The sequence below is a fragment of the Amycolatopsis sp. WAC 04182 genome (genome assembly GCF_003947465.1).
In the GTDB taxonomy this organism is placed as follows: Bacteria; Actinomycetota; Actinomycetes; order Mycobacteriales; family Pseudonocardiaceae; genus Amycolatopsis.
This window is the reverse complement of sequence record NZ_QHJJ01000001.1, coordinates 81,650-93,452: the sequence shown is the minus strand read 5'-3', so window position 1 is coordinate 93,452 and position 11,803 is coordinate 81,650. Positions and strand designations below refer to the sequence as shown.

Sequence of the window (11,803 nt, the reverse complement as noted above, 5' to 3'; positions counted from 1 at the left end):
CTCATGTCCGTTCGATCCCCCTTGAAGCCCGGCGTCCAGACGCCGAGGCGAGTCGTCCCCGCCGGCATCGCCCGTCCCGAGTACGTCGACCGGCCGGCGCCGAAACGCGACACGGGCAACGGGGTCCGCACGCCCGAGGTCATCGAGGCGATGCGAGTCGCGGGCCGGATCGCGGCGCAGGCGCTCGAGGAGGGCGGCAAGGCCGTCAAACCCGGTGCGACCACCGACGACATCGACAAAGTGATCCACGAGTTCCTGCTGGACCACCACGCGTACCCGTCGACGCTGGGCTACCGCGCGTTCCCGAAGTCGTGCTGCACCTCGCTGAACGAGGTGATCTGCCACGGCATCCCGGACTCGACGGTGATCGAGGACGGCGACATCTGCAACATCGACGTCACCGCGTTCATCGGCGGTGTCCACGGCGACACCAACGCGACGTTCCTGGCGGGTGACGTCTCCGAGGAGGCGCGGCTGCTGGTCGAGCGCACGCGCGAGGCGACCATGCGCGCCATCAAGGCCGTCCGCCCCGGCAGGCAGCTCAACGTGATCGGCCGCGTCATCGAGGCGTACGCGAAGCGGTTCGGTTACGGCGTCGTGCGCGACTTCACCGGCCACGGCGTCGGACCGGCGTTCCACACCGCGCCGACCGTCCTGCACTACGAGGAGCCGTCGGTCGACACGATCATCGAGCAGGGCATGACGTTCACGATCGAGCCGATGATCACCCTCGGGACCATCGACTACGACATCTGGGCCGACGACTGGACCGTCACCACCAAGGACAAGAAGTGGACGGCCCAGTTCGAGCACACCCTCGTGGTGACCGAGGACGGCGCGGAGATCTTGACCCTGCCCTGATGTGGGCTGAAAGGGCCCTTCACCGCATGTGATGCGGTGAAGGGCCCTTTCGCTGCGTCTTATGCGGGGAAAGTCCCCTTCAGCTCTCGTCCTGCTCCACCCTGGCCAGGAGCTCGTCCAGGAAACCGCACGCCTCGGTCGCGGCCCGGTCGGCGTCGCGGTCGGCGATGGCCTCGGCGAGGCCTTCATGCCCTATCTCCGGCAGGTACTCGCGCCCGGGCGTCACGTTCGACGTGGCGGCCACGCTGGCCGTGATCACCTCGGTGAGCCCGCGGTACATCTCGGTCAGCAGGGTGTTATGTCCACTTTGGACGACGGCGAAGTGGAATTCCGCGTCGAGGCGGGCGAAATCCTCCCAATGGCCCTCGCGCAGCTCGGCGTTGCGGCGGTCGAGCAGCGCCTTCAGCTCGGCGACCTCCTCGTCGGTCCGCGACGCGGCCGCGAGCCGGGCGCCTTCGACCTCGAGGATGCGCCGCACCTGCAGCACCTCGCGCAGTTCCGAACCGCACAACCGCCGGATGGCGCCCGAGACCTCGCTCGTCGCCCGCACGTAGGTCCCGTCGCCCTGCCGGACCTCGAGCAGCCCCGTGTGCGCGAGGGCGCGAACGGCCTCGCGGACGGTGTTGCGCCCGACGCCGAGCTGCCCTGCCAGCTCCGGTTCGGTCGGAATCCGCTGACCGATGGGCCATTCTCCCTGCGTGACGGCGTCACGCAGCTGCTCGATGACCTGATCGACCAGGCCGGCACGGCGCGTGGTGGCCAATGGCACAGCGTTGTCCCTTCATCCAATCATCCTATGTATGTGATACTAGCCGACGTGCGTGTCGACTCCCGAGAACCCGTTTCCCCATTCGATGAAAGCCTCGAACTCGAAGGCTCGATCGAAACGGGGTGGCGGCCGGGAGTGATCACCGGCGGCGTGCTGCTCGGTGTCGCGGTGATCCTGGTGGCGCTCAACCTGCGCCCGGCCATCACCAGTGTCGGCCCCATTCTCGGCGAGATGCGCGACGACCTCGGCGCCACGGCGACCTGGGCGGGCGTGCTCACCACGCTCCCCGGCCTCTGTTTCGCCGCCGCCGGTCTCGCCGCCCCTCTGCTGGCCCGGCGGTTCGGCATCGGCGCGGCCATCGCGTCCGCGCTTTCGGTGCTGGCCGTCGGCCTCGTACTGCGCGTGCTCGACGGACCGTACGTCGTGCTCGGGGGAACCCTGGTGGCCACGGCGGGAATCGCCCTGGCGAACGTCCTGATCCCGGTCGTCATCAAGGACTCCTTCCCGGCACGTGTCGGCATGATGACCGGCGTGTACACCGCCGCTCTGCAGGGCGGGGGCGCCCTGGGGTCCGCGCTCACCCCTCCCTTGGAGAACGCGTTCGGCGGCTGGCGCCAAGGTCTCGGCGCCTGGTCCGTATTGGCGGTGCTCGCACTCCTCGTCTGGATTCTCGCAGCCCGTGGTGCGGGGCGTGCGCCCGTTGCCGAGGCAGGCAAGCAGGGTAGCGGGCGATCGCTCCTGCGTAGCCCCCTTGCGTGGATGGTCACGCTTTTCTTCGGAACTCAGGCCTTTTTGGCCTACGTCGTGATGGGCTGGCTGCCGGAAGTGATGATCGACGCGGGGGTGAGCAAGGGCGATTCCGGACTGCTGCTCGGGCTGATGTCGCTCATCGCCGTCCCGATCAGTCTCGTGGTGGCCCCGATGGCCGCGCGGCACAAGAGCCAGAGCCCGTGGATCGTCGGGCTGGGCGTCTTCGGCTTCGTCGGCATGGTCGGCATGATGGTCGCGCCGTCCGCCTCGCCGCTGCTCTGGTGCATCCTCATCGGGCTCGGGATGAGCGTCTTCTCGCTCGCGCTGACGGTGATCGCGCTGCGGGCGCGCACCGGTGAGGACACCGCGCGGCTGTCGGGGATGGCGCAGGGCATCGGCTACCTGATGGCGGCCGTCGGGCCGTTCCTCTTCGGGCTGCTTCACGACCTCACCCACGCCTGGACCGTGCCCTGGATCATGATGCTCGTCGTCTTCGCGGCGCAGATGACCTTCGGCGCCTTGGCCGGTCGCCGCCGCTTCGTCTGAACGCGTTCAAAAAACACCTTGACCCACCCCGGGGCGAAGCCATAGCCTGATCGAGTTGAACCTGTTCAAAACTCGGGTCCTGGGGGTCGGCGTGGTGGAGGGACTGGCGTACGGGGCGGCTCTGGCGTGTTTCGCCGCGGTGTGCGTCGCCGTGGCGCCGGAGCGGCCCGCGGCTGTGGCCTCGCCGCACGAGTTCTACCGCGCCGTGGACCGGGTGTGCGTGCGGGTGTGGAAGGACAGCGGCGCGGACATCCAGCGCTACTGGCCGGACCCGAAGGGGGACGCCGCGACGGAGCTGCGCAAGTGGCAGCACCACGTCGCGACGAAGGTGGACGACGCCAAGGACGTCCTCAAGGGGGCGACGGGGGTCCGCGCGGTGCCCGGAGGGGCGGCATCCGCGCGGGAGGAGTTCTTGGCGGCGATCCGCCGCTACATCGAGGCGGGCGAGCGGTTCCAGCGTGACGGGGCCCGCTCGGCCGTCTTGATGGGCGCCTCGGACGCCGAGGGGAACGCGGTCGGCGCGCTCGCGGCGCGGAACGGGGCCCGCGCCTGCGACCGCGTCGTCTGAGACGCGTTTGGTCCTCTAAATGCGGGGGTGAGGCGCAGGCGGGCAGGTTGCGAAAGCCGCTTTCGCAACGTCAGTGGAGCTGTAGTGCGTCGCTGATGTGCCCCTTGGAGAACCCTGCGGTCGAGACGTGTCGCGAAAGCCACTTTCGCGACGTGTGATGTCCTGAAAGTGGCTTTCGCGACATGGTCGCTGAGCCCCACCGGGATGCGCCCCGCATCTAGAGGACTAAACGCGGGCAGGGGTCAGTCCAGAGGCAAGTTCAGCAGCGCGTTCTCGACCAGTTCCGGCATCGCCGGATGGATCCAGTACTGCCCGCGCGCCATGCTCTTCGCGTCGAGACCGAAGCTCATCGCCTGGATCAGCGGCTGGATCACCGAAGACGCCTGCGGGCCGATGATGTGCGCGCCGAGCAGCTGCCCGGTGGCCGGGTCGGCGAGCAGCTTCGCGAAGCCGGTGGTGTCCTCCATCGCCCAGCCGTAGGCGATGCCCGCGTAGTCCTGGTGCGACGTCACGTACGACACGCCACGCTCGCGCGCCTCGCGTTCGGTCAGCCCGACCGAAGCGACCTGCGGCGAGGTGAACACCGCGTGCGGGACGAACCGGTGGTCGGCCTTGATTCGCTCGTCCGGGTTCAGCAGGTTGTGCTGCACGACGCGCTGCTCGTGGTTCGCGACGTGCTTCAGCTCGTAGACCGACGAGAGGTCGCCGAGCGCGTAGATCCCGTCGACCACGGTCTGCTGGTATTCGTCGACCACGACGTGCCCGCGCTCACCCGTGGTCACGCCGGTGGCGGCGACGTCGAGGAGGTCGGAGTTCGGGGTGCGGCCGGTCGCGACGAGGAGCACGTCGGCCTCGACGGTCTCGGCGCCTTCCGGGCCCTCCAGATCCAGAGCGACACCCGACGCGGTCTTGCGCGCGCGGACGGTCTTCCGGTCGAGCCGGACGTCGAACCGCTGCGAGGCCAGTTCGGTGAACCGGGCGCTGACGTCGTCGTCCTCGGAGCGCAGCAGCGCGCCGGACCGGTTGACCACGGTCACGTTCACCCCGAACGAGGCGAAGACGTGCGCGAACTCGGCCGCGATGTACCCGCCGCCCAGGATCACGATGCTCGACGGCAGCTCGTCGAGCCGCATCACCGTGTCGGAGGTGTGGTAGCCGGTTTCGGCGAGACCGGGGACGTCCGGGATCACCGGGCGCCCGCCCGCGGCCAGCACGAACCTGTCGGCGGTGATCGTCTCGGCGGGGCGGCCGTCGGAGTAGCCGACCCGCAGCTCCTTGTGCCCGGTGAAGCGGCCTTCGCCCTCGTACACGGTGACGTTCTTGTTGTCCTCGTGCTGGACGCGGTACTCGCGGCCGCCGGCGGCGATCGGGTCGATCCGGCCGAAGATCCGGTCGCGCACGTCGCGCCAGCGGATCCCGGTCAGCTCCTCGTCGACGCCGAACTTCGACGACGTCGCGGGCGTGGCCGCGACGTTGGCGGCGTGCACGAACATCTTCGTCGGGATGCAGCCCACGTTCAGGCAGGTCCCACCGAACGTGCCCTTCTCCACGATCGCCGTGTTCCAGTCCGCGAAACGCGGGTCGAGGATCGAGTTACCCGATCCGGTACCGACGATCACCAGGTCGTAGTGGGGCACGCTGTCTTCCTTTGCGGCGGGGAGCGGGGTGGTTCCGACTCTAGCCAACTTGTCACGGCGTGCGGTTGTTCCCGGTCAGTGCCCGTTGGCGCTGAAGTGCATCCGGTCCTTCGGCGTCGTCCACGTGCCGCCCCAGGTCCAGCCGATCGCGGCGAAGGCGGCCACGGTCGGGTCCCCGGCGGTGATCATCCCCGGCCGCCGGTCTGCCCGGTCGAGGTACGCCGACGCGAGCTCGGGCAGCACGAGGTCGCCCTTCGTGTACGGGTTGCAGAAGGGGTCGACGTCGATCGCGAGCCCGTACGCGTGCGCGGACCAGTTCGTCTGGCCGCGGGCCGGACGGCAGACGAAGGCGCTGGTGTTGTTCCCGTCACCCGTCGGGGGAGCGGTGAGTTCGGCGGGAGCGGTCACGCGCATTTCCTCGATCGGGAACTTCGCGGCGAACAACTGCCCGAATACGGTGACGACGGCGTTCGCCACCGACGCGTTCACGAGCATTTCCCCGGTATGCGCGCGGCCGTCGAAACCCCAGAACGAGAGCGTGAGATAACGCAGTTCGCCCGCGGAGACGGGGCAGCCCGCCTGCCAGGTGCTGCGAGCGAGCACGTCGTCGGGAACGGGATTCACCGTGCCCGAGAACCGGTTTCCGGCGGGCGGCGGAAGCAGGTCGGCGGTCGGCAGGGAACGGTTCGCCAGCACGGGCGGAGTGGGGAGGATCTGCCCGAAACCGTCGCCGCGCAAGGGAAGCGGCTTCGCGCCGACCTGCCAGACGGGTGTGGGTGGCGGGGCCGAGGTCGACGGAGTCGTTGCCGCCGAAGAGGTTTGTGCCGGGCCGCTGGTGACGGCCGGGCTCGAACACGAGAAGAGCAGAAGGGCCGTAGCCGCCAGAATCGTCGCCGTAGCCCGCACGAGGTCCAGGGTGACAGATGCGTTCGGTGAGCACAGGTCCACCCGTTTCAGTGACACCACATCGGGCTTTCTCCGATTAGGGTATTCGCGATCGCTCGTGTACGCGCTGGAGTCGAATGACTTCCCAGGGTCTGACCGTACGTACGCCCCGGTGAAGGGACAGAACATGCCCAAGAAGTCACGTCGCACGCTGCTGCTCGCGGTCGGAGCGGTACTCGCGACGGCCGTGATGGTGCCGGTCGCGGTCAACAGCGCGTCGGCGGACGACAGCTCGGCGAGCGGGCCGGAGCAGGCGGCCCAGCCGAGGATCGTGGGCGGCGGCAAGGCTTCGGTCTCGCAGCACCCGTACGCGGTCTACCTGGCCGATCGCGGCGGCAACCAGTACTGCGGCGCGGTGATCGTCAGCTCCACGACGGTCGCGACGGCGGCGCACTGCGCGGTCGCGGTCAAACGCGCCGATGTCCGCGTGGTGGCGGGGCGGGACAACAAGCGTTCCCGGGACGGCGTGGAGCTGCGCGTTTCGCGGATCTGGGTCAGCCCCGACTACAGCGGCGATCCCGGCAAGGGTGACGACATCGCGGTGATGACGGTCAGCGGTCAGCTGCCGTACCGGCCCGCGAAGGTCGCGGACAGCGGCGACGCCGACCTGTACAGCGAAGGCACGAAGGCGACCGTTCTCGGCTGGGGCCGGGTCGCCGACGGCGGCGCGCGGTCGGAGTACCTGCGCAGCGCGGTCGTCCCGGTGGTCAGCGACAAGACCTGCCGCACCGCGTACTCGGGCTACGACCCGAGCGACATGGTGTGCGCCGGCTACCCCGAAGGCGGCATCGACGCCTGCCAGGGCGATTCGGGCGGACCGCTCATGGTGGGCGACACGCTGATCGGGATCGTGTCGTTCGGCGAAGGCTGCGCGAAGGCGGGCAAACCCGGTGTCTACACCCGTGTCTCCCACTTCGCGAACGAGATCTCCCAGCAGAAGAACCGGGGCCTGATAGGCTGATCGATGCCTTCTTCACGTCCGATGTGCTAACAAGTGGGCGTGAGCACCGACACCCCGATCATCGAGACCTCGTCGTTCCCGCTGTCCGTCGCCGGTGACGAGATCACCGCCGCGCAGTTGCACGGCATCCTCCGCCTGCGCGTGGACGTGTTCGTCGTCGAGCAGGACTGCGCCTATCACGAGATCGACGGACGCGACCTCCTGCCAGGCACGCGGCACCTCTGGATCGGCGGTTCCGTCGCCGTCGATTCGTACTTGCGGGTGTTGCAGGACGCTGGCGGCACCTTCCGCATCGGCAGGGTCTGCACGGCCGTCCGCTCACGTGGCAAAGGGCTCGCGGGACGGCTGATGGAGACCGCCCTCGCGGGGATCGGGGACGCGCCGTGTGTCCTCGACGCGCAGACCTACGCGACGAAGTTCTACGCCAAGTACGGCTTCGTGGTCGAAGGCGAAGAGTTCATGGAAGACGGGATCCCGCACATCACGATGTGGCGCCGGGAGGCGCCGCGGCCGTGATCACCCCGACCGCGCGGTCCACGTCGGCCTCGGTGAGGTCGGCCCGCGCGGTCAGGCGCAGCCGGGAGATGCCGTCGGGCACGGACGGCGGACGGAAGCAGCCGACCCGCACGCCCTGATCGGCGCACGCGGCCGCCCACGCGACGGCCGATTCCGGGGACGGCGCCTGCACCGAGATCACCGCCGCGTCCGGGAGGCTGACCCGGAAACCCGCCGATTTCAGCTGCATCGCGAGGTTTCCGGCGGCTTCGGTCACCTTGGTGGCCAGCTCGGGCTCGGCCTTCAACGCGGTGAGCGCGGCCAGCGCGGCGGCGGCACTGGCGGGCGCGAGGCCGGTGTCGAAGATGAAACTGCGCGCGGTGTCCACGAGATGCTTGATCACCCGACGCGGTCCGAGGACCGCTCCGCCTTGCGCCCCAAGGGATTTCGACAGCGTGATCGTGGTGACGACGTCCGGCGCGCCGGAGAGTCCTGCCGCGTGGACGGCGCCGCGGCCGCCCTCGCCGAGGACACCGAAGCCGTGCGCGTCGTCGACGAGCAGTGAGGCGCCGTGCTCCCGGCAGACACCGGCGAGCTGCTCCAGCGGGGCGATGTCGCCGTCGACGGAGAACACGGAATCGGTGACGACGAGCGCGCGCGGTTTCCGGCGGGTCGCGAGCGCGTGTTTGAAGGCGTTCGGGTCGCTGTGCGCGACGGCGGCGATGTCCGAGCGGGACAGGCGGCAGCCCTCGATCAGCGAGGCGTGGATGTACTTGTCCGTGACGATCGCGGAATCCGCGCCGGACAGCGCCGTGACGGCGCCGAGGTTCGCGGTGAAGCCGGACGAGAAGACCAGCGCGGCCTGTGTGCCGCAGAAGCGGGCGAGCTCGTGCTCGAGTTCGGCGTGGACCTCGGTGGTGCCGGAGACCAGCCGGGAGCCGGTGGCTCCGGCGCCCCAGCGCAATGCGGCAGCGGCGGCGGCACCGGCGACGCGTTTGTCCCTGGCGAGCCCGAGGTAGTCGTTGCCCGCGAGATCCAGCTCCGGTTCCTGCGCCTGCCGGATGCGCAGCTTGCGCACCAGCCCGGCCTCGGCCCGCTTCTCCGCTTCCACGTCGAGCCAGTCGAAGACCTGGTCGGGCGGGAGGTTCTGGGAAGCGGGGCCGGAAGAAGTCACGTCCCGCAGTCTCCCATCCGGCGTTCGGCGCCGGGCGTGGTGGTCCCCACAGCGAACGCAATGAAAGGTCCTTTCCTTGCAAAATTTGCAAGGAAAGGACCTTTCATGGCACTAGCCGCCGGGTAAACCGGCTTCAGTTACTTCAGCTGTCGTAGCTGCGACGCGGGCGACCGCCCGGACGCTGCGGACGGCCGTTGCCGCCACCGGACTCGCCACGACGCGGGCGGCCGCGGAAGCCGCCGGGACGGCCGCCTTCGCGGTGACCGTGACCCTCGCGCGAACCCTGGTAACCGCCGCGGTCGCCGCCACCGTAGCCGCGGCCACCGCCACGACGCGGAGACTCACGACGACGCTCGACGACCGGCTCGCCGCTGGGCTGCTGCGCACCGGTGATGCGGATGAGCTCGGCGTCGCCCGGGCGGACCGTGGTCTGCTCGGCGCGGACACCGGCGCGGTCGGTCATCCGGCGCACCATGCGGCGCTGGTCGTGGGTGACCAGCGTGACCACGACACCGGACGCCCCGGCGCGCGCGGTGCGGCCCGCGCGGTGCAGGTAGTCCTTGTGGTCGGCGGCCGGGTCGACGTGCAGCACCAGCGAGATGTCATCGACATGGATACCGCGCGCGGCGACGTCCGTGGCGACGAGGACGGGCGCGTAGCCTTCCTTGAAGTCCGCGAGGACGCGGTTGCGCTGGCCCTGGGTCTTGCCGCCGTGCAGCGCGGCCGCGTGGACACCCTTCTCGCGCAGGCGCTCGGTGAGGCGGTCCACGTGGTGCTTGGTGCGGACGAACATGATCGTGCGGCCCTCACGGGCGCCGATCTCGGTGATGACGTCCTGCTTGTCCTGGTGCGACACCTGGAGCACGTGGTGATCCATGGTGGTGACACTGGCGGTCGACGGGGCGACCGAGTGCGTGACCGGGTTGGTCAGGTACGCGCGGACCAGGCGGTCGACGTCACCGTCGAGGGTGGCGGAGAACAGCAGGCGCTGGCCGTCACGCGGGGTCAGGTCGAGGATCTCGCGAACCTGCGGCATGAAGCCCATGTCGGCCATCTGGTCGGCTTCGTCGAGCGCGATGAAGGTGCAGTCCGACAGCGACGCGGTGCCCTGCCGGACGTGGTCCGACAACCGGCCGGGGGTGGCGATCAGCAGGTCGACGCCGCGGGAAAGCGCGTCGGCCTGGCGGGTGAAGGCCATACCGCCGACGGCGGTGCGGCACCACAGGCCGAGCGACTTGGCCAGCGGGGTCAGCGAGTCGGCGACCTGCATGGCCAGCTCGCGGGTCGGGACCAGGATCAGCGCACGCGGGTGCTTCGGACGGGCGCGGCCGCCGTTGAGCCGGGTCAGCATCGCGAGGCCGAAGGCCAGGGTCTTGCCGGAACCGGTCTGGGCGCGGCCGAGCACGTCGCGGCCGGAGAGCGCGTCGGGGATGGTCGCCGACTGGATCGGGAACGGGGTGGTGATACCGGCGTCGGCCAGTGCCCGCAGCAGCGGCTCGGGAAGCCCGAGCTCCGCCCAGGTGGTGGCCTTGACACTCTCGACGGCGTCGTTGTGCAGCATCGAGTCACCCGCGGGGCGGGTGCGCGGCTTGCGGTGCTGCCGGGCCGACGGTGAGGTGTGGCCGGAGTTGAACGTGACTGTCACAAATGCCTCTCGGACGTGGCACGTCGCAAGGAGGCCCGGGCTGCCCGCACGCAGGCAAGGCAAGATGGTGTGCACAGATGGGCGTTCACAGGGACGAACCCGGCACACCGCGTCTGCGTGACACCGCGCGCCAATTGGTTGATACGGATACCGCGAGCCATTCGGTTGGCTTTGGAGGCGACGGACACCACTCATCCACGCCGCCGGTTGCGGTCTGTCACTACTGTACCGGACCGTTATCCGGCCGCCCAACCGGAGGGACCGATTGTGGGCAGGGTCTCCACGACGGCTTCTCCCTGCGTGTCATGAAAGGGTCGTTCCTGACCCGTCACGTCCTGAACGACCCTTTCATGACACTGTGGACGGTCACCGGAGACCGGCGATCTCCTTCAGCTCCTCGATCAGCTCCGAAACCGCCGTGAGCCGCTCCGGCAGCCCCCGCGAGTGGAACCACGTCGCGATGTTCCGCACGTCCCGCGCGAGGAACTCCAGCCCGCCCGGATTGGCCACGATGTCGACCACCTGCGGCAGATCGATCACCATGATCCGCTCACGGTGGACGAGCAGGTTGTACGCCGAGAGGTCGCCGTGCGCGAGCCCCTGCGACGCCAGCAGTTCCAGCATCGCCGAGGTCTGGAACCACAGTTCCCGCAACTGCTCCGGCTCCGGGCGGACCTGTGCCAGGCGCGGCGCGGCCGTCTCGCCGTCGCCGAGGAATTCCAGCAGCAACTCGGTGCCGTCACGCTGCACCGGGTACGGCACGGGCGCGCCGACCGCCCAAAGCCTGCTCAGCGCGCCGAATTCGGCCACGGCCCACTGTTCGGCGATGAGGTTGCGGCCGAAGCTGCTGCGCGACTCCATGGCCCGCATCTCCCGCGACCGCCGCATCCGCCTGCCTTCGAGGTAGCCGGCGTCGCGATGGAACAACCGGTGCTCGCCACTGCGATACCGCTTGGCGGCGAGCACGACACCCTCGGTACCGGGCAGATTGCGCCGGACGAGGTGGACGTCCGCCTCCTTGCCGGTCTTGAGGATGCCGAGTTCGGTGTCCACCGCCGCCAGTTCGGTGATCACCCAGTCCGGGCGCGGCAGTGGCCCGTGCTCCGCCTCTCCCCATGTGCTCCAGCGGTCGGCGCCGTCGGGGATGGCGGTTTCGGTGTAGGCGTCCTCACGCAGCCGGGCGAGCCGGACGCGTTCGGCTTCGGTGAGCCGTCCGCCGCGCGCGGGTTCGGGCTCGTCGTCGAAACGGCGACGACGGGTGCGGCTCGGGCGGTTGTAGGTTTCTTCTTCGAGATCGTGCTTGCGCACTGGTGGGTTCTCCTAGATCAGGGATGCCCCACCGGGCGAGCGTCGTGGCTCAGCCGCGAGGGGCGAGTGGATGGGGGCGGCCAAGGCCCCGGACAGTCATCAGCACGAGGCACCTCCCTGTCGCATCCACCGGCTCCCTGCCGG

Annotated in this window: 11 protein-coding genes; 5 read left to right on the top strand and 6 right to left on the bottom strand. The window is 69.6% G+C overall.

Annotation, left to right across the window (positions count from 1 at the left end):
• Positions 1 to 3: 3 nt before the first annotated feature.
• Complete coding sequence (gene map, locus DMH01_RS00420) at positions 4 to 861, top strand: type I methionyl aminopeptidase (protein ID WP_125673141.1); 858 nt, start codon at positions 4 to 6, stop codon at positions 859 to 861.
• 79 nt (positions 862 to 940) lie between these two features.
• Here the strand turns inward: map and DMH01_RS00415 are convergent, their stop codons facing one another.
• Positions 941 to 1,630, bottom strand: coding sequence for a FadR/GntR family transcriptional regulator (locus DMH01_RS00415; protein ID WP_125673140.1), 690 nt, complete (start codon positions 1,628 to 1,630; stop codon positions 941 to 943).
• Positions 1,631 to 1,678: 48 nt separating this feature from the next.
• On the opposite strand from DMH01_RS00415, the gene DMH01_RS00410 reads away from it, so the two are divergent.
• Both DMH01_RS00410 and DMH01_RS00405 read left to right on the top strand, forming a co-directional pair.
• The gene (locus DMH01_RS00410; protein ID WP_125673139.1) at positions 1,679 to 2,926 is read left to right on the top strand and encodes an MFS transporter; all 1,248 of its coding nucleotides are present in this window, start codon (positions 1,679 to 1,681) and stop codon (positions 2,924 to 2,926) included.
• Between the two features lie 55 nt (positions 2,927 to 2,981).
• The gene (locus DMH01_RS00405) at positions 2,982 to 3,494 is read left to right on the top strand and encodes a hypothetical protein (RefSeq protein ID WP_233621364.1); all 513 of its coding nucleotides are present in this window, start codon (positions 2,982 to 2,984) and stop codon (positions 3,492 to 3,494) included.
• 242 nt (positions 3,495 to 3,736) lie between these two features.
• Here the strand turns inward: DMH01_RS00405 and DMH01_RS00400 are convergent, their stop codons facing one another.
• Both DMH01_RS00400 and DMH01_RS00395 read right to left on the bottom strand, forming a co-directional pair.
• Positions 3,737 to 5,131: a mycothione reductase gene (locus DMH01_RS00400; RefSeq protein ID WP_125673138.1), complete on the bottom strand. Its 1,395-nt coding sequence runs from the start codon at positions 5,129 to 5,131 to the stop codon at positions 3,737 to 3,739.
• A gap of 75 nt (positions 5,132 to 5,206) precedes the next feature.
• Positions 5,207 to 5,869: a M15 family metallopeptidase gene (locus DMH01_RS00395; protein WP_125674263.1), complete on the bottom strand. Its 663-nt coding sequence runs from the start codon at positions 5,867 to 5,869 to the stop codon at positions 5,207 to 5,209.
• Positions 5,870 to 6,203: 334 nt separating this feature from the next.
• On the opposite strand from DMH01_RS00395, the gene DMH01_RS00390 reads away from it, so the two are divergent.
• Entirely contained in the window at positions 6,204 to 7,037 is an 834-nt protein-coding gene (locus tag DMH01_RS00390; protein WP_125673137.1) for a trypsin-like serine protease, read from the top strand.
• Positions 7,038 to 7,070: 33 nt separating this feature from the next.
• Complete coding sequence (locus DMH01_RS00385) at positions 7,071 to 7,553, top strand: GNAT family N-acetyltransferase (RefSeq protein WP_125673136.1); 483 nt, start codon at positions 7,071 to 7,073, stop codon at positions 7,551 to 7,553.
• Here DMH01_RS00385 and DMH01_RS00380 read toward each other — a convergent pair.
• The 3 genes from DMH01_RS00380 to DMH01_RS00370 form a co-directional block, all read right to left on the bottom strand.
• The gene (locus DMH01_RS00380) at positions 7,519 to 8,706 is read right to left on the bottom strand and encodes an 8-amino-7-oxononanoate synthase (RefSeq protein WP_125673135.1); all 1,188 of its coding nucleotides are present in this window, start codon (positions 8,704 to 8,706) and stop codon (positions 7,519 to 7,521) included. The two genes, DMH01_RS00385 and DMH01_RS00380, sit on opposite strands and share 35 nt — an antisense overlap.
• Before the next feature lie 142 nt (positions 8,707 to 8,848).
• Positions 8,849 to 10,351: a DEAD/DEAH box helicase gene (locus DMH01_RS00375; RefSeq protein WP_125673134.1), complete on the bottom strand. Its 1,503-nt coding sequence runs from the start codon at positions 10,349 to 10,351 to the stop codon at positions 8,849 to 8,851.
• A gap of 366 nt (positions 10,352 to 10,717) precedes the next feature.
• Positions 10,718 to 11,659: a serine protein kinase RIO gene (locus DMH01_RS00370; protein WP_125673133.1), complete on the bottom strand. Its 942-nt coding sequence runs from the start codon at positions 11,657 to 11,659 to the stop codon at positions 10,718 to 10,720.
• Between the last annotated feature and the right edge of the window lie 144 nt (positions 11,660 to 11,803).